This is a genomic window from Rhodococcus sp. BP-316 (assembly GCF_019836105.1).
In the GTDB taxonomy this organism is placed as follows: domain Bacteria; phylum Actinomycetota; class Actinomycetes; order Mycobacteriales; family Mycobacteriaceae; genus Rhodococcoides.
Genome location: NZ_JABUEE010000004.1, coordinates 85,075 through 102,331, shown reverse-complemented (window position 1 = coordinate 102,331; position 17,257 = coordinate 85,075). Strand labels below are relative to the sequence as shown.

General features: G+C 68.4%; 16 protein-coding genes and 1 tRNA gene. 7 read left to right on the top strand and 10 right to left on the bottom strand.

The window, feature by feature from the left end; genetic code table 11:
* Nucleotides 1-105 precede the first annotated feature (105 nt).
* Nucleotides 106-1,470: a CdaR family transcriptional regulator gene (locus tag HQ312_RS09025; protein ID WP_081821256.1), complete on the bottom strand. Its 1,365-nt coding sequence runs from the start codon at nucleotides 1,468-1,470 to the stop codon at nucleotides 106-108.
* A 35-nt stretch (nucleotides 1,471-1,505) separates the two neighbouring features.
* Nucleotides 1,506-4,292, bottom strand: a complete 2,787-nt coding sequence (aceE, locus tag HQ312_RS09020) for a pyruvate dehydrogenase (acetyl-transferring), homodimeric type (RefSeq protein WP_261782205.1) — start codon at nucleotides 4,290-4,292, stop codon at nucleotides 1,506-1,508.
* Between the two features lie 370 nt (nucleotides 4,293-4,662).
* Here aceE and HQ312_RS09015 point away from each other — a divergent pair, with 370 nt between their 5' ends.
* The 4 genes from HQ312_RS09015 to HQ312_RS22295 all read left to right on the top strand — a co-directional run bounded on the left by HQ312_RS09015 (nucleotide 4,663) and on the right by HQ312_RS22295 (nucleotide 5,959).
* Entirely contained in the window at nucleotides 4,663-5,085 is a 423-nt protein-coding gene (locus tag HQ312_RS09015; protein ID WP_027505760.1) for a DUF3052 domain-containing protein, read from the top strand.
* Nucleotides 5,085-5,549 (top strand): peroxiredoxin, encoded by a 465-nt coding sequence (locus HQ312_RS09010; protein ID WP_222638399.1) that lies wholly within the window; start codon nucleotides 5,085-5,087, stop codon nucleotides 5,547-5,549. Before HQ312_RS09015 ends, HQ312_RS09010 begins: the two co-directional genes overlap by 1 nt.
* Nucleotides 5,550-5,580: 31 nt before the next feature.
* Nucleotides 5,581-5,652 (top strand) — tRNA-Val (locus tag HQ312_RS09005).
* Nucleotides 5,653-5,656: 4 nt separating this feature from the next.
* Nucleotides 5,657-5,959 (top strand): DUF1272 domain-containing protein, encoded by a 303-nt coding sequence (locus HQ312_RS22295; protein ID WP_374198287.1) that lies wholly within the window; start codon nucleotides 5,657-5,659, stop codon nucleotides 5,957-5,959.
* 84 nt (nucleotides 5,960-6,043) lie between these two features.
* Here the strand turns inward: HQ312_RS22295 and HQ312_RS08995 are convergent, their stop codons facing one another.
* Both HQ312_RS08995 and HQ312_RS08990 read right to left on the bottom strand, forming a co-directional pair.
* Nucleotides 6,044-7,201: an iron-containing alcohol dehydrogenase gene (locus HQ312_RS08995; protein ID WP_222638397.1), complete on the bottom strand. Its 1,158-nt coding sequence runs from the start codon at nucleotides 7,199-7,201 to the stop codon at nucleotides 6,044-6,046.
* 106 nt (nucleotides 7,202-7,307) lie between these two features.
* Complete coding sequence (locus tag HQ312_RS08990) at nucleotides 7,308-8,798, bottom strand: CoA-acylating methylmalonate-semialdehyde dehydrogenase (protein ID WP_042575241.1); 1,491 nt, start codon at nucleotides 8,796-8,798, stop codon at nucleotides 7,308-7,310.
* 120 nt (nucleotides 8,799-8,918) lie between these two features.
* On the opposite strand from HQ312_RS08990, the gene HQ312_RS08985 reads away from it, so the two are divergent.
* A complete protein-coding gene (locus HQ312_RS08985; protein ID WP_027505768.1) occupies nucleotides 8,919-9,824 on the top strand; it encodes a LysR family transcriptional regulator in 906 nt (301 codons plus the stop codon).
* On the opposite strand, the gene HQ312_RS08980 is transcribed toward HQ312_RS08985, so the two are convergent.
* On the bottom strand, nucleotides 9,818-11,287 hold the full coding sequence (locus HQ312_RS08980) for an MFS transporter (RefSeq protein WP_027505769.1): 1,470 nt from the start codon (nucleotides 11,285-11,287) through the stop codon (nucleotides 9,818-9,820). The two genes, HQ312_RS08985 and HQ312_RS08980, sit on opposite strands and share 7 nt — an antisense overlap.
* A gap of 189 nt (nucleotides 11,288-11,476) precedes the next feature.
* Here HQ312_RS08980 and HQ312_RS08975 point away from each other — a divergent pair, with 189 nt between their 5' ends.
* Nucleotides 11,477-12,856 (top strand): amidase, encoded by a 1,380-nt coding sequence (locus HQ312_RS08975; protein ID WP_222638396.1) that lies wholly within the window; start codon nucleotides 11,477-11,479, stop codon nucleotides 12,854-12,856.
* Nucleotides 12,857-13,038: 182 nt separating this feature from the next.
* Here the strand turns inward: HQ312_RS08975 and HQ312_RS08970 are convergent, their stop codons facing one another.
* Nucleotides 13,039-13,446 (bottom strand): PaaI family thioesterase, encoded by a 408-nt coding sequence (locus HQ312_RS08970; protein WP_056445720.1) that lies wholly within the window; start codon nucleotides 13,444-13,446, stop codon nucleotides 13,039-13,041.
* 43 nt (nucleotides 13,447-13,489) lie between these two features.
* Entirely contained in the window at nucleotides 13,490-14,185 is a 696-nt protein-coding gene (locus HQ312_RS08965; RefSeq protein WP_222638395.1) for an acetoacetate decarboxylase family protein, read from the bottom strand.
* Between the two features lie 70 nt (nucleotides 14,186-14,255).
* Between HQ312_RS08965 and HQ312_RS08960 the strand changes: the two genes are divergently transcribed.
* Nucleotides 14,256-15,230 (top strand): cobalamin biosynthesis protein, encoded by a 975-nt coding sequence (locus tag HQ312_RS08960; RefSeq protein WP_222638394.1) that lies wholly within the window; start codon nucleotides 14,256-14,258, stop codon nucleotides 15,228-15,230.
* Here HQ312_RS08960 and HQ312_RS08955 read toward each other — a convergent pair.
* The 3 genes from HQ312_RS08955 to HQ312_RS08945 are packed head-to-tail and all read right to left on the bottom strand — an operon-like array spanning nucleotide 15,159 to nucleotide 17,255.
* On the bottom strand, nucleotides 15,159-16,073 hold the full coding sequence (locus HQ312_RS08955) for an SURF1 family protein (protein WP_027505774.1): 915 nt from the start codon (nucleotides 16,071-16,073) through the stop codon (nucleotides 15,159-15,161). The two genes, HQ312_RS08960 and HQ312_RS08955, sit on opposite strands and share 72 nt — an antisense overlap.
* Nucleotides 16,074-16,110: 37 nt before the next feature.
* Entirely contained in the window at nucleotides 16,111-16,569 is a 459-nt protein-coding gene (locus tag HQ312_RS08950; RefSeq protein WP_027505775.1) for a low molecular weight protein-tyrosine-phosphatase, read from the bottom strand.
* Nucleotides 16,566-17,255, bottom strand: coding sequence for an HAD-IA family hydrolase (locus HQ312_RS08945; protein WP_222638393.1), 690 nt, complete (start codon nucleotides 17,253-17,255; stop codon nucleotides 16,566-16,568). Before HQ312_RS08945 ends, HQ312_RS08950 begins: the two co-directional genes overlap by 4 nt.
* Between the last annotated feature and the right edge of the window lie 2 nt (nucleotides 17,256-17,257).

Genomic DNA, 17,257 nt, shown 5'->3' with positions numbered 1-17,257 from the left:
GCCGTTTCAGGAGATGTTCTACGCGATGAACCTTGTCGGTCGTATTTGTCAGAACCCTACAAACGCCCTGCAGGATGGGTCGCATCGCTCCTGGCGCAAGATCCGTTACTGTATGAGATTCCCAAATGTTCCGGCTGTGACTGTTGTTATCGGTGATGGGCTTTCGTTATGGGATTGCGACAGGCGACCCACTGTTGCCGCGATTCTCAGGACGTACGCATCACGGGCATTGGTGGGATCCCGACCAGTCACCTCCGCGATTCGCTTGAGCCGATATCGCACAGTATTTGGATGAACAAACAGTGACCTGGCACACGTCTCGACCGCTCCGCCGCAATCGAGATACGCATCGAGCGTGTCCGAGAGTGCCGATCCGGCAGCCTGGAGCGGCTGGACGATGAGCTCGTTGAGCGACGTGACCGCCGCCTGATCGCCCAGCAACGCTCGTTCCGGCAGTAGTTCACCCGCGTGCACCGGCCGCGGTGCTCCCCGCCATCCGACCACCGCCTGCATCCCCGCGAACGCCTCCACGGCACTCGAGTGCGCGGCGCCGAGGGTGCGGGTCGTCGGGCCGATGACCACAGGGGTGTCGGAGAAGTTGCGCATGAGGTCGTCGAGGAAGGCGGCACTGGTCGGGTCGCCGGAGAGATGACCGGAGACCACCATGACCAGACGCGTGCCCTGCACCACGGCGAGCGCGGCGCGATGGTGGCGCTGCGCCACCGTGTGCACGGTCCCGACGACGGAGACGCCCTGATCCGGTGGAGGCGATCCGACGAGCACGGTGGCCGGGGCGGTCGCGTCCCAGTTGAGGGTCGCAGCACGCGAGAGCATGTCCGAGCCGGTGTCGCCGCGGACGACGGCGTCCACCACGAGGGCCTCGAGCCGGGTGTCCCACGCGCCACGCGACTCGGCCGCGCTCGCGTACACCGACGCGGCGGCGAATCCCAACTCGCGCCCGTAGCGCAGCACTGCTTCCGTGAGTGCGACGAGTTGCTGATCGTTGCGCGCCAGGGCCGGGAGCCACTGCTCGAAGAACTCCATGGCGACCCGGACCATGTCGACGGTCTGCCGCAGAGTCAGGCGCCGCGCCAGATCCTGCGGGATGACCTGGAACGCGTCGAGGCTGAAGCGGATGTCGCTGTCGGGGTTCTGCAACCACTCGAGGAAGTTGACGACGGCCGTCTGCACGAGCATCTGCACACTCGCGCGCTGCGACGCATCGAGGTCGCTCACGAACGGCAGCTGATCCTGCATCTGGGTCAGCGCCTCGGTGGAGAGCCTGCTGGAGAACTGCTTCACCCGTCGCAGCAGTGCATCGGGAAGCGGGACTCGTTGTTGTCTCGCGCGGATCGCGCCACCGGGTCGGTGGGCCTCCGCGGCGGCGCGGCGGAGCTCGCGGCGTTCCCGGACACGCTCCGATTCCCCCTCCGGCGAACCGTCGGGGGAATCGGGAGCGATGTCGGCCATGGCCACGAACTTACGCGGCGTGCCTGGTGCAACTGTCAGGCGACGCCCGGATCGGCCGTGGAGATCGGAGCGGCCAGGACGTCGTCGATCTGGTAGCGCTCGGCTGCCTCGACGGCCTTGTCCTTGTCCACCTCACCCGAGCGGGCGAGCGCGGACAGCACGGCGACGACGATCGACTCGGCGTCGACGTTGAAGTGCCGCCGTGCCGCGGTGCGGGTGTCGGAGAAGCCGAACCCATCGGTGCCCAGCGTCGTGTAATGGCCGGGAACCCACTGACGGATCTGATCCGGGACAGCACGCATCCAGTCCGACGCGGCGACGAAGGGTCCCTCCGCCTCCTGCAGCTTGCTGGTGACGTACGGGACGCGCGGCTCGTCGCCGGGGTTGCGCAGGGCCTCGGTCTCGGCGTCGACACCGTCGCGGCGGAGTTCGCCCCAGCTGGTCACCGACCAGACGTCCGCGGACACGCCGTAGTCCTCGGCGAGGAGTTCCTGCGCACGCAGCCCGGACGGCATGCCCACACCGGAGACCAGGATCTGTGCCTTCGGGCCGTCGGCCTTGCCCTTCCGGAACAGATAGATGCCCTTCAGCAGACCCTCGACGTCGAGGTTCTCGGGCTCCGCCGGCTGGCGGTACGGCTCGTTGTACAGAGTGATGTAGTAGAAGATGTTCTCTCCACCGAATCCCTCCACACCCTCGGTGCCGCCGTACATCCGGCGCAGACCGTCCTTGATGATGTGCGCGATCTCGAACGAGAACGCCGGGTCGTACGCGACGGCCGCCGGGTTGGTCGCCGCGAGCAACAGCGAGTGTCCGTCGGCGTGCTGCAGGCCCTCACCGGTGAGGGTGGTGCGGCCGGCGGTGGCGCCGAGCACGAAGCCGCGGGCCATCTGGTCGGCAGCGGCCCAGAGGCCGTCGCCGGTCCGCTGGAAACCGAACATCGAGTAGAAGATGTACAGCGGGATCATCGGTTCGCCGTGAGTGGCGTACGACGTGCCGACGGCCGTGAAGGACGACGTCGAGCCGGCCTCGTTGATGCCCTCGTGCAGGATCTGGCCGGTGACGTTCTCCTTGTAGGCGAGCATCAGTTCCGAGTCGACCGAGGTGTAGAGCTGGCCGTTGCGGTTGTAGATCTTGAGCGACGGGAACCACGAGTCCATACCGAAGGTGCGGGCCTCGTCGGGGATGATCGGCACGACGCGATGGCCGATCTCCTTGTCGCGAAGAAGTTCCTTCATGACGCGGACGAGCGCCATGGTCGTCGCGACCTCCTGCTTGCCGGAACCCTTCATGATCGACTTGTAGGTCGAGTCGGGCGGCATGGGCAGCGGCTTCGCCGACGTGCGACGCTCCGGGACGTATCCGCCCAGGGCCTTGCGGCGATCGAGCATGTACTGGATCTCGGGGGAGTCCTCGCCCGGGTGGTAGTACGGGGGCAGGTACGGATCCTTCTCGAGCTCCTCGTCGGAGATCGGGATGTGCTGGATGTCGCGGAACGCCTTGAGGTCGTCCAGCGTCAGCTTCTTCATCTGGTGGGTCGCGTTGCGGCCCTCGAAGTGCTTGCCCAGCGTGTAGCCCTTGATGGTGTGCGCCAGGATCACCGTCGGCTGGCCCTTGTGCTCCATCGCGGCGGCGTACGCGGCGTGGACCTTGCGGTAGTCGTGGCCACCGCGCTTGAGGTTCCAGATCTCGGCGTCGCTCAGATCCTTGACCAGTTCCTTGGTCCGCGGATCGCGACCGAAGAAGTTGTCGCGGACGTAACTGCCGTCGTTGGCCTTGTACGTCTGGAAGTCGCCGTCGGGCGTGGTGTTCATCAGGTTCACCAGCGCGCCGTCGCGGTCCTTGTGCAGGAGCGTGTCCCACTCGCGGCCCCACACGACCTTGATGACGTTCCAGCCGGCGCCACGGAAGAACGACTCCAGTTCCTGGATGATCTTGCCGTTGCCGCGCACCGGGCCGTCGAGGCGCTGCAGGTTGCAGTTGACGACGAAGGTCAGGTTGTCCAGACCCTCGGTGGCAGCCACGTGAGCGAGGCCTCGCGACTCCGGCTCGTCCATCTCGCCGTCGCCGAGGAACGCCCACACGTGCTGATCGGTGGTGTCCTTGATGCCGCGGTCGGCGAGGTAGTGGTTGAAGCGCGCCTGGTAGATGGCGTTCATCGGGCCGAGGCCCATCGACACCGTCGGGAACTCCCAGAAGTCCTGCATCAGACGCGGGTGCGGGTACGACGGCAGGCCGCCGCCCTGATCCGCGTGGCTGTACTCCTGGCGGAAGCCGTCCATACGCTCGGCCGGAATGCGACCCTCGAGGAACGCGCGGGCATAGATGCCGGGGGAGGCGTGGCCCTGGATGAAGATGTGGTCACCGCCGCCCGGGTGGTCCTTGCCGCGGAAGAAGTGGTTGAAGCCCACCTCGTACAGAGCAGCGGACGAGGCGTACGTGGAGATGTGGCCACCGACGCCGACGCCGGGGCGCTGCGCGCGGTGCACCATGATCGCGGCGTTCCAGCGGATCCAGGCGCGGTAACGGCGTTCCATGGACTCGTCGCCGGGGAACCACGGCTCGTTCTCGGTGGGGATGGTGTTGACGTAGTCGGTCGACGTCAGCGCGGGAATGGACACACGCTTCTCGCCGGCACGCTCGAGCATGCGCAGCATCAGGTAGCGGGCGCGCTGCGGCCCGGAGCGCTCGAGGAGCTGGTCGAAGGATTCCATCCACTCGTCGGTCTCGTCACTGTCGATGTCCGGAAGGTACGACGCCACCCCCTCTCGGATGACGCGAACACGGCCGTCCGTGCTCGCCTTCCTGGCGACAGCGCCCATCGCGGCGTCTGCCGCGTCGGTGCGCTCTTCCTTCGTCGATTCCGACAACGTGTGTTCTCCTCGATGTGGCGGGAGCATGGTGTGCTCCCGGTCCAGTGCGAGCCGGTCCTGTGACGCCGGCCCGCTGTGCAGCTTCACGGTGATCTGGGTCAATCTCGGGTGATCGAGGTCAATCCTGCCCCATCGGACCCCGCTTGGTGCAGGTGGTTCCCGATTGGGTAAGCGTGAAATCAATGCAACGGAAAAACGCGCAGATCGCCGCGTCGGCTTGCGCCGGGGCGCCCGACCCTGTTCGCTTTGACTACTGCACACTTTGCTGTATCGCCCGGTCGGTCTCGATCGGGTTCACGACTCGAAGGAGGACACGACCGTGGTCGCCGCGGCGGACGCCCAGAACTATGCCCAGAAGCTCGGAGTCACCCGCGACATGGTCGTGCAAGAGTTGGGTTGGGACGAGGACACCGACGACGACTTGCGGGCCGACGTCGAGGAGATGATCGGCGGCGAGACCGTCGACGAGGATTCCGACGAGGTGGTCGACGTCGTGCTGCTGTGGTGGCGCGACGGGGACGGAGACCTGGTCGACGCCCTCATGGACGCCATCACCCCCCTCTCCGACGACGGTTTCGTGTGGGTCCTCACTCCCAAGACAGGCCAGTCCGGCCATGTCGAGCCCAGCGAGATCGCCGAGTCCGCACCCACCGCGGGCCTCACCCAGACCTCCACCACGAACCTCGGTGCGTGGATCGGCAGTCGGCTGGTGCAGCCCAAGGCTCAGCCCACGAAGCGCTGATGACGCTCGAGGTGGGAGTCGAGGCTCCCGACTTCACGTTGAAGGACCAGAACAACCAGCCCGTCACGCTGTCGGACTATCGCAGCAACAAAAACGTGCTGCTGATCTTCTTCCCGCTCGCGTTCACCGGCACGTGCCAGGGTGAACTCTGCCGGGTGCGCGACGAGCTGCCGAAGTTCGAGAACGACGACACCGCGGTGCTCGCCGTCTCGGTCGGTCCGCCTCCCACGCACAAGATCTGGTCCGCCGAGCAGGGATACACGTTCCCGCTCCTGTCGGACTTCTGGCCGCACGGCGCCGTGGCGCAGCAGTACGGCGTGTTCAACGAGGACCTCGGGTTCGCCAACCGCGGCACCTTCCTCATCGACACGTCCGGAGTGGTGCGGTTCGCCGAGATGATGGGTCCGGGCGAGGCCCGTGACCAGGGGGCTTGGGAGAAGGCTCTCGCCACGCTAGATTCTTGAGCGCGTTCCCCGGCTCGGTCGGGGAACGACGGGGCGTATAGCTCAGCGGTAGAGCTCTGGTTTTACACACCAGCGGTCGGGGGTTCGAACCCCTCTGCGCCCACATCATGGACATGCGGCCCAATTGCGAACGGTGCGACGTGGATCTGCCCCCGTCGTCCGTCGACGCTCGTGTCTGTACCTACGAGTGCACCTTCTGCACCGCCTGCGTCACGCGCCTGTCGAACGTGTGCCCCAATTGCGGTGGCGGATTCGCCCCGCGTCCGGTTCGACCCTCCCGCGAATGGCGGCCGGGTTTGTCGGTGGCGCTGCGACCCGGATCGACCGTGCGAGTGCACACGCCGTACACCGAAGCGGAGCTCGACGAGTTCGTGGACCGGGTGAAGGGTGTGCCGCCGACTGAGCGGTGAGTGGGTTGTCGTGCGCTGGGCGATGGGGTGCTGGGGCTGCCGGGCGCTGCGCGCGGGGGAGCGCGACGGGGCGGCGCCGACCGGTCAGAACACCTGTCGGTACAGTTCCTCGATCTGCTGCGCCGTGGGGACCACCGGGTTGTTGTTCGGCGAGCCCGAGGCAAGTGCCTGCTCCGCCATCAACGGGACGAGCTTCTCCCACTTGTCCGCATCGAGACCGTGCGCGCTCGGGGATGGCACTTCGACCGTCGCGCAGAGGTTCTCGATGTAGGTGACCAGTGCTGCCGAGGCCACGTCGTCGCCGTCACCCTCATGTGCGGCGCCGAGTTGCCGCGCGCACTCCGCGTACCGCTCCGGGGCGCCGGGGATGGAGAACGCGGTGACGGCGGGCAGCAGCATCGCGTTCGACAAGCCGTGTGCGACATGGAAGTGGCCACCGATGGGTCGGCTCATGCCGTGCACCAGACACACGCTGGCGTTGGAGAACGCCATCCCGGCCTGGGTGGACGCGGCCATCATCGCGGCGCGCGCCTCGGCGTCGTCCCCGTCGGTGTACGCGCGTACGAGGAACCGTCCGATGGTGCGCATGGCGTTGAGGGCCAGCGCATCGGAGATCGGGTTCGCCTTCGTGCTGACGTACGCCTCGATCGCGTGGGTCAACGCGTCGACACCGGTGTCCGCGGTGAGGCGTGGCGGCATGGACATCGTGAGTTCGGGGTCGACGACGGAGGCGATGGGGAGGAAGGACAGGCCGGGGCACAGCATCTTCTCGTCCGACTCGCTGTCGGTGATGACGGTGAACTGCGTCGCTTCCGAACCGCTTCCGGCCGTGGTCGGGATGGCGATGATGGGCAGCGCCGGTCCGGTGTACGGGCCGGGTGCCTTGTAGTCGCGCATGACGCCGCCGCCCTTGCTCAGCACCGACAGTGCCTTCGCGGTGTCCATGGGGCTCCCGCCGCCGAAGCCGATGACGGCGTCCGCGTCGTGCGCTGCGACGGCGGCGACCCCGGCGGTGAGGGAGTCGGTGGTGGGGTCGGGAACCGTCTCGGCGAACAGCGCGCCGGTCTTGCCGGCGGCCGCGATGATGCCCATGACGCGGTCCGCTGCACCCGTGCTGACCATGAACTTGTCGGTCACGAGGAGGGGGCGCTCGACTCCGAGGTCGTCGAGTACCTGGCCGAGGTCCTCGACGGCGCCGGGTCCCATACGCAGGAAGCGGGGAAAGGAAATGGATGTCGACATCGTCGTCGTGCTCCTTCTCGTGGTCGGGCGGTGCGTGATGCGGAAATGCCGATGCCGCACCGCCTCCCGAACTGCGGAGAGACGATGCGGCGCGGCGTGGACCTGACTAGTCGTTCTCGGGGAATCCCAGGTTGATGCCGCCGTGGCTGGGGTCGAGCCAGCGGGAGGTGACGGCCTTGGCGCGGGTGAAGAAGTGCACGCCCTCGGTGCCGTGGGCGTGGGTGTCGCCGAAGAGGCTGTTCTTCCAGCCACCGAAGCTGTAGTAGGCCATGGGAACCGGGATCGGCACGTTGATGCCGATCATGCCGACCTCGACCTCGTTCTGGAAGCGTCGAGCGGCGCCACCGTCGTTGGTGAAGATGGCGGTGCCGTTGCCGTAGGGGTTGTCGTTGATCAGCTGCAGCGCCTCGTCGTACGTGTCGACGCGGACGACGGAGAGCACCGGTCCGAAGATCTCGTCGGTGTAGATGCTCATCTCGGGGGTGACGTGGTCGATGAGGGTGGGTCCGAGCCAGAAGCCCTCGTCTCCGCCGTCGGCCTTCACGGTGCGGCCGTCGACGACGATGGTGGCGCCGGACTCCTCGCCCGCGTCGACGTACGAGGCGACCTTGTCGCGGTGCGCCTTGGTCACCAGCGGGCCCATGTCTGCGCCGCGGGTGCCGTCGCCGGTCTTGAGCGGGGTGGTGCGCTCGGCGATCTTGGCGACCAGCTCGTCAGCGATGTCGCCGACCGCGACGAGGGCGGAGATGGCCATGCAGCGCTCACCGGCGGAGCCGAAGCCGGCGTTGACCATGGCGTCGGCAGCGAGGTCGAGGTCGGCATCGGGGAGCACGATGGCGTGGTTCTTGGCGCCGCCGAGGGCCTGGACGCGCTTGCCGTGCGAGGTGCCCGTGGCGTAGACGTACTGCGCGATGGGGGTGGAGCCGACGAAGCTGATGGACTTGATGTTGCGGTTCTCGAGCAGCTCGTCGACGGCCGTCTTGTCGCCCTGGAGGACGTTGAAGACGCCGTCGGGCAGGCCCGCTTCCTTCCACAGTTCGGCGATCCAGATGCTCGCCGTCGGGTCCTTCTCGGACGGCTTGAGCACGACGGTGTTGCCGGCGGCGATGGCGATGGGGAAGAACCACATCGGCACCATGGCCGGGAAGTTGAACGGGCTGATGATGCCGACGGGTCCGAGCGGCTGGCGCAGGGAGAAGACGTCGACTCCGGTGGAGGCGTTCTCGGTGAAGCCGCCCTTGAGCAGATGCGGGATACCGCAGGCGAATTCGACGACTTCCTGGCCGCGGCTGATCTCGCCGAGCGCGTCGGAGAGGACCTTGCCGTGCTCGGCGGTGATGATCTCGGCGAGTTCGCCCTTCTTCGCGTTGAGCAGTTCGCGGAAGTTGAAGAGGATCGCGGTGCGCTTGGACAGCGAGGTGTCGCGCCAGGCGGGGAAGGCGGCGGTGGCCGAGTCGATGACGACGCGGGCATCCTCGACGGTGGCGAGAGCGAGCTCGCCGGTGACCTGACCGGTGGCCGGGTTGGTGACGGGGGAGGTCTTGTCGGAGGTGCCGGCGAACGGCTTGCCGTCCACCCAGTGCGTGATCGTGTTCACGGAGATTCCTTCGGTCGAGTGCTGGCCTGTGACCTGAGTCTCCCTAGCAGAATTGCGTCTGTCAAAGGCCAAAGGCGCACTCTCGCGTGCAGATCTGCACGTCGTGGGTACGCTCACGGCATGTTCTCCGCCGATCACCTCCGCTTCTTCCTGGAGGTCTCGCGCCACGGGCGCCTCAACGACGCCTCGCGAGTGCTGGGTGTCGACCACACGACGGTGGGCCGCCGCATCACCAGTCTGGAGAAGGCGGCGGGCCATCGACTCTTCGATCGCACGCCGTCGGGCTGGCGGCTGACGGAGGCGGGGCGACGCCTCGTGGGCTACGCGGAGACGGTGGAGTCGACGCTGATCGCGGCGTTCGAGGACCAGACGACGTCCGTGGGCTCGCTGACCGGCTCCGTGCGGATCGCCGCCCCGGACGGTTTCGGTGCCTTCGTGCTCACGCCGCAGCTGACGCGGCTGCGCCGGGACCACCCCCGACTCGACGTCGAGCTGGTCACCGCCACGGAGCACGACGCGCTGAGCACCCGCGGCTTCGACGTCGCCGTGAGCCTGGAGCGGCCGTCGCCGCGATTCATGTCATCGCGGAAGCTGGCGTCGTACGAGCTCAAGCTGTACGCGTCACCGTCGTACCTCCGCGCCGCGCCCACACTGGAGAGCCTCGACGACCTGCGTCGGCACGTCCTGATCTGGTACGTCGACGCGCTGTTGGACGTGGTGCCGCTGCGCATCCTCGACGCCATGCATCTCGACGGTCGACCGCAGTTCCAGACCAACAACATCACCGGGCACTGGCTCGCGGCCCGCCACGGGCTCGGGATCGCACCGTTGCCCAACTACATCGGCGAGCCGGACGACCAGCTGGTCTGCGTGTTGCCCGACGAGTTCGCCGTGCGCCGCGACTACTGGACCGCGATGCCTCGCGATCTCACGCGACTGGCGCGGGTGAAGGCCGTCGACGAACTACTGCGATCGATCGTCGCCGACGACGTGCACCTTCTGGCACCGGATGCGGACGATCAGTGAGCCCGTCGCGGTAGTGCGAAGACCAGGACGAACGCGAGCACGGCGAATCCGGCGCTGACTCCCATGGCGTGCGCCGCGCTGTCGGTGAACGCCGTCGCGACGGCGTCCTCACCGGGGCCCATGACGTTCAGCGAGCCGAAGAGGACGCTGCCGATGATGGCGATGCCGATCGCGCTGCCGACCCGCTGCATCGTCGAGATGACACCGCTGGCGGCGCCCGCGTCGGGCCGATCTACCGTCGCGACGATGAACTGCGCATTGGGAGCGATGAAGGCGCCGTTGCCCAGGCCTGCGATGAACAGGGGCAGCAGCAGCTTCCAGTTGGTCAGGGCCGACGCATCGGTGAACAGCAGGACCAACCAGGCCCACACGAGTCCCAGGGTGACGAGGGCCGTGCCGAGCACCAGGACGTTACGGCCGAGACGTTCGGCCAGCCTGTTGGACTGCGACGACGAGATGATGCTGCCGATCGCGAACGGGATCGACACCACGCCCGAGGCGAGGGCCGAGTTGCCGAGACCGGTCTGCCACAAGATCGAGATGGTGAAGAAGATCGACGTGAAGGCAGCGAAGTAGACGAGGGCGAGAATGACCCCGCCGGTGAACGCGGGCCGGGTGAACAGTCGCGGCGGGACCAGGGGGGTGCGGCCGGCACGCGAGTAGCGCACCTCCCACGCGCCGAACAGCCCGATGAGCACGATGCCGGCGCCGAGTGTCACGTACGTCCATGTCGGCCATCCGGTGTCCTGGCCCTCGATGAGGGGGACCAGGATGGCGACGAGACCTGCCGTGACGAGTGCGAGACCCACCCAGTCGATACCGCGCGCGGGGGCGTCGGGGGAGTCGATCTCGGAGCGGGTCGGCAAGATCTTCGCGGCCAGGATCAAGCCGATGAGTCCGAACGGCAGGTTGACCCAGAAGACCAACCGCCATCCGCTCTCGCTGCCGGCGGCCTCGATGATCAGACCGCCGATGATGGGGCCCAGTGCGGACGAGACGCCGATGACGGCGCCCATGATGGCGAAGGCCTTGCCCCGCATCTGCGGCGGGAACAGCAACTGGATGTAGGCGGTGACGGCGGGGACGAAGATGCCGCCCGCGAGTCCCTGCACGATGCGCGCCGCGACGAGCTGCAGATCGTTCTGCGCGAGTCCACACGCGAGGCTGGCCACCGTGAAGAGGGCGAGTCCGGTGAAGAACACCCACTTGTGGCCGATGCGGTCGCCCACCCGACCCGCCGGGATCAGTGCCAGGCCGAACGCGAGCGCGTATCCGGAGATGATCCAGGACAGGGTGGCCTCGGACGCGTCGAGGCTGGTGCGGATGGTGGGGAGCGCGACGTTGACGATGGTCGTGTCGAGCAGGGCGATGAACATGCCCATGAGCAGGACGATCAACGACTGCCAGGCGCGTCGGGAGACCGCGGGGGCCGCGTTGTCGGCCGAGGTGGAAGTGGTGGACACCCGAGAAACCTTTCGCACAGGACAGTAACTGACGACCGTATTCGGTGAAGACGTGAGTCTCGGACCGGTCGTGGCCGCATTCTCTAGAGTTGCGTGCACCACGGAGCGCGGCGCACGGGGTGCAGCGTTCCCCGCGGGACGCGCACGCAATCACCGCTTCGCCGGTGACGGAAGCGAGGGGGATCTTCGATGACACATGCGTTCACGGACGATGCGTTGGGGCGCGACGACGCGGTGGGGCTCGCGCTGCGAGTGCGCAGGCGCGAGGTCTCCGCCGCGGAACTGGCGTCGGCGGCACTGTCGCGCATCGAGAAGATGGCCGAGTTGGACGCGCTGGTGGGGCCACCACTGACGACTCCCGTCGTCGGCGACCAGGCGGGGCCGTTCGCGGGTGTGCCGACGCTGATCAAGGACAACAGCGACGTCCGAGGGCTGCCGACGGGCCAGGGCTCCGAGATCATCCGTGCTCGTCCCGCGGACCGGCACGGTCCCGTGGCCCGCGAGATGCTCTCGATGGGGTTCGGTGTCATGGCCAAGACGACGCTGCCGGAGTTCGGTCTCAGCGCGTCGACCGAGTTCCCGACCCGGCCGCCCACCCGGAACCCCTGGAACACCGAGTACTCGACGGGCGCGTCCTCGGGCGGATCCGCGGCGCTGGTGGCGGCGGGGGCGGTTCCCCTCGCACACGGCAACGACGGCGGCGGCTCGATCCGGATCCCAGCGGCCTGCACGGGGCTCGTGGGCCTCAAGCCGTCGCGCGGCAGGTTCGTGCTGCCGGCGCTGGAGAAGCTGCTGCCCGTCGCGATCGTCTCCGAGGGCGTGCTGACGCGCAGTGTCCGTGACACCGCCGCGTTCTGGGCCGCGGCCGATCACGCGAGTGCACGACGCCTGCGACCGATCGGCACCGTGACGGGCCCGTCGGCGCGGCGACTGCGGGTCGGTGTGATCCGGCAGTCGCCCGCGGGCGGCCCCACCGACGTCGAGACGCTCGCCGCGCTGGACGCCGCCGCCGCGCTCCTCGAGCGCCTCGGTCACACGGTGGACGAGATGACCACCGTGCCGATCGACCCACGCTTTCCCGAGGACTTCGTCGAGTACTGGTCGTTCCTCGCCTACGTTCTGCAGAAGACGACGCCGCGTCTCGAGGGCCGCACGGAACGCGACTTCGACACGCTCACCGTGGGACTCGCGGACCGCTTCCGTCGTACGCGGTACCGATTGCCGTCGGTGGTGCGTCGACTGCGCAGGGCCGGTGCCGACTACGCCTCGATGTTCGCGAGCGTCGACCTGGTGCTGTCCCCGGTGCTCGGGCACACCACGCCGCGGCTGGGGCATCTGTCGCCGCACGTGCCGTTCGACGAGTACCTCGAGAGGCTCACGTCCTACGCCGCGTTCACTCCGCTGCACAACGTGGCGGGAGCGCCGGCGATGTCGCTGCCGCTGGGGCGCTCGAGCGCCGGACTGCCGGTAGGGGTCATGTTCTCCGGTGTGCAGGGCGACGAGCGAACGCTGCTCGAGGTGGCCTTCGAGATCGAAGGCGCGGCACCGTGGCGTTCCCTCGCCGACTGACACGAGAACGTCGCCCGTTCTCCGTGTTGCGACCCCCGACGGGCCGGCGGGTGCCTAGTGTTCTGGGACAGGGGGCGACCCGAGCCCGCTGACAGGCACGAACGTCGGAGGAACACATGTCCGCAGGGCTCGTCGACATCCTGATCCGCATCAGCTACCTGTTCCGCGGCTGGAGCTTCTAGTCAGGCGTTCGGGTTCGCCACGTTCTGCAGTCGCACCTGACCGCGGGCGATCTCCTTACCTGAGTCGGCGCTGGTGATGATCACCTGCCAGAGCTGCTGTACCCGACCCTGTTGCAGCGGGGTGGCGACCACGTCGACCCGCCCCTCGGTCATCGACCGGAGGAAGTCCGTTCCGTTGTGGACGCCGACCGCGAACTGTCCGCGGTCCGAGACCGCCACGCTCGCACCGATACTCGCGGCCGATTCGACGGCCGAGGCGTAGACGCCGCCGTGCACGACGCCCCACGGGGTGTGATGATCGCTCGTCAGATCGATGTGTCCGCGTACCTCGGTGCCGGTGGCCGTGGTGACCTGCAGCCCGGCTGCGGCGGTGAAGACGGTGTCGGCGAAGTTCTGCAGGTCGGTCATGGGGTCTCCTGTGTAGGCGGACCCACAGTCAACCCCAACGAGCTCAGCGTCGGTCGACGTGTCCACCGAACACGATGGAGGCGTCGGCGAGTGCCACGCTCACGGTCGGCGTGCGTCCGTGCAGGTGACCCAGCGGACCGTCCGATGCGAACGTCCACGTCGTCGACAGCGCGCGGGTGGTCGCGTAGATCGTGTTGCGGGACACGACGGTGCGACCGCCGAGGTGCTGTGCGGTGGTGAGCGGAATGCGCGGCGTGCCCGGTGTGAGTCGGCGCCCGACCCGCGCGTCGAGCGCCGCGACGGGGGCACCGTCGAACGTCATCGACGCGGTGACACGCGGCCCGCTCGTCTCGCGGCGGAATTCGCCCAGATGCTTCGGTATGGACCACAGTTCGCGCCCACCGGTGCGGGACTGCGGACTGTCGACCCAGATGTGCGGGATGGTGGCCATGACGGTGACGCCGCGCCGGACGAGTACCGAGCCGATCAACTCGTCGTAGGACAGGACGCCGCCCGAGGTGTAGCGCACGAAGGCCGCGGAGACGACAGCGTGCCCGCCGACCGTCACCAGCCGGGCATCGGCGTCGGACACGGCGGACACCACGTCCTGCGGGAGCTGGTGGACGGGAACGCGGTAGACCGACACCAGCAGGGTGCCGCCGAGGTACCAGGGCTCCGGCGGATACAGCTCGCCGTCCGCGCCGGTGTGCCAGTCCTGCGTCCGCGTCGACTCCGTCATGCGCACAGGGTAGCCGAATACGTGGACGTCCGACTATCTGACCGTGACGCGACGGATAGGATCGCGGACGATGATCACCGCACCCGCCGTCGGAATCGTGTCCGGATACCTCGCCGACCTGATGCTGGGGGATCCACGACGCCGTCATCCCGTGGCCGCCTTCGGATCTCTCGCCGCCGCCCTCGAGACGCGGACGTACCGGGACGACCGACTCGCCGGAACCGTCCACACCGCACTGCTCGTCGGTGGAGCCATCGGCGCGACGGCCGCGGCGGATCGACTCGTGCGCGATCACCCGGTTCCGCGTGCGACGCTGACGGCCGCCGCGGTCTGGGCGTGTCTCGGCGGAACGACGCTGGCCCGCACGGGTCTCGCGCTGGCCGACGCCCTCGACGCCAACGATCTTCCGGCCGCGCGGGCGATTCTGCCGTCGCTCTGCGGGCGTGATCCCGCTCTGCTGGACGACGCGGGCGCGGCGCGGGCGGCGCTCGAATCGGTGGCCGAGAACACGTCGGACGCGACGACGGGCGTGCTCTTCTGGGCCGCGGTGGCAGGGGCTCCCGGCGCTGTCGGCTACCGCGCGGTCAACACCCTCGACGCGATGATCGGCTACCACTCGCCGCGCTACGAACGGTTCGGATGGTGTGCCGCCCGGCTCGACGACGTGGTCAACCTGATCCCCGCCCGACTCACCGGACTCCTCACGGCAGCATCGGCGCCGACGGTGGGTGGGACGCCGCGGGACGCCCTGGCCGCGTGGCGCGCGAGCGCGTCCAACCATCCGAGCCCGAATGCCGGAGTGACCGAGTCGACCGCCGCGGGCGCCCTCGGAGTACGGCTCGGCGGCGAGACGGCCTACGCGCACGGTGTCGAACAGCGGCCCGTCCTGGGCAGGGGAAGCGTCCCCACGACGAACGATCTGCGGCGTGCGGTGCGCCTGTCGGCCGCGGTGCAGGCGAGCGCCGCGGCGGTGTCAGCGCTTCTTGCCGTAGCGATCGGTCAGCAGCGTCGTCGACTCGGCCGCGGGCGCCGACTTCCTTCGTAGGCCTCGCCGCGGCTTCAGCAGCGCGTCCAGTCCGTCGTCGTACTCGTCGGGAGCGGCGGTGGGCTCGAGATCGTCGCTCGGTTCGAGATCGTCACTCGACTCGGCGTTGCCACGCCGCCGTTCCTTGATCTCGGCGCGCACGAAGTACGCCAGACCCAGCGGAGCCATGATGCCGAACGCCAGCCACTGCAACCCGTAGGACAGGTAAGGCCCGGCGTCGAGCTGCGGCAGCGCGAGAACACCGAGACCGCCGGGCTGCGCGTCGGCGAGCTGCACGTACCCGTCGACCGGATCGGTGCCGGTCAACTCACCGACCTGGGCGGGCGTGATCGTGTAGACCTGCGGGACCCCGGGGCCGGCGACGGCGGGCTTGTCCGGAACCGACGGTTCCGAGACGCGCAGGCGGCCCTCCAGCGTGACGGTGCCGGCCGGCGGGGGATCGAAGGTCGGGACGTCGATACCCGTGGTGGGCAGCACGTAGCCGCGGTTCACCAGGATCGTGGGCCCGGCGTCGGTGACGAACGGGGTGAGGACTTCGAAGGCCGGGGTGTCGTCGACGCTGCGCAGGCGGACCACCACATCGCTGTCGGCGTCGTACGTCCCGGTGACCACGACCCGTCGCCAGTCGTCCTCGGGGGCGACGACCTGCTCGGTCAACAGGTCGGCAGCATCGACCGGTTCCGCGTCGAAGGAGCGGCTGATCTGCTCGTTCCGCGCCGACGTGGTGGTGTTCTTGCCCAGTTGCCAGGGCGCGAGAACGGAGAAGCAGAGGTACGCGAAGAGGATGACGACAGCCGCGAGTGCCAACCACCCGGGACGGAGAAGGAACGACAGTCGGCGCACGACTACACAGCGTAGTCGTCGCGTCGCGACGGGGGTGTCAGTGCTGCGTGAGGGCCTCGAGTAGACCGGGGACGGCCGCCTCGATCTGCTCGCGCACCGTCCGGAAGTCGCCGTCGTCGCCATAGTACGGATCGGCCACCGAGTCGGAATCGGCGTCCGGGTCGAACGAGCGCAGCAGTGCCAGCCGGTCCGCGGGGACGCCGAGGCGACGGAGGTCGCGCTCGTGAGTTCGATCCAGCGCGACGACGAGGTCCGCACCCAGGATCTCGGCATCGACGGTGCGGGCGCGATGGGCCGACGGGTAGCCGTGCGACTCCAGCTCGGCAGCGGCGCGCGGGTCGGCGGCGTCGCCGACGTGCCAGTCGCCCGTGCCGGCGCTGGTGACGCGCACCCGGTCGTCCATCCCGGCATCCGCGAGGGCCTGCGTCACGATCTTCTCGGCCATCGGCGACCGACAGATGTTGCCCGTGCAGACGAAGGTCACGTGCACCGTCATGCCGCGTCCGTCGTGAGCGAGGAGAGCAACGTGGTGAGTTCCGCCGCCGATCCGACGGACCACGAGGCCGCGTTGTGCTCGGACTCGAATCCATATCCCCACCGGACCAGGACGACGGGGATGCCCCAGTGCCCGGCGCCGAACACGTCGTGGTCGCGGTCGCCGACCATCACCACCGACGCGGTACCGCCCTCGGCCGTGGACCGAGCCGGGCGCCCCACCTGCTCGAGTGCGCGCGCGACGACGTCCGCCTTGGACCGGCGGCTGCCGTCGTCGCTGGCGCCCGCGATGAAGCGGAAGTAGTCGGCCAGGCCGAAGTGTTCGAGAATGCGCCGTGCGAATCGTTCGTTCTTCGACGTCGCGACCGCCATCGGGACACCGGCGGCCACGAGCGCGTCCAGCACGTCGACGATGCCCTCGTACACCCGGTTCTCGGACCAGCCGCGGCTGTCGTAGTACTCCGTGTAGGCGGCGCGGGCGCGCTCGACCCTGTCCTCGTCGAGACCGAGGGACCGGAACGTGTCGATCATCGGCGGACCGATGACGTGCGCCCGGACGTCGTCGCCGGGCGGCGGGCTCCCCACCGTCGCGAGCGCGTGATCGAAACCGGCGAGGATGCCGGGTGCGGAATCGGTGAGGGTGCCGTCGAGGTCGAAGAGGACGAGGTCGACGGCTGTGGTGGACATGG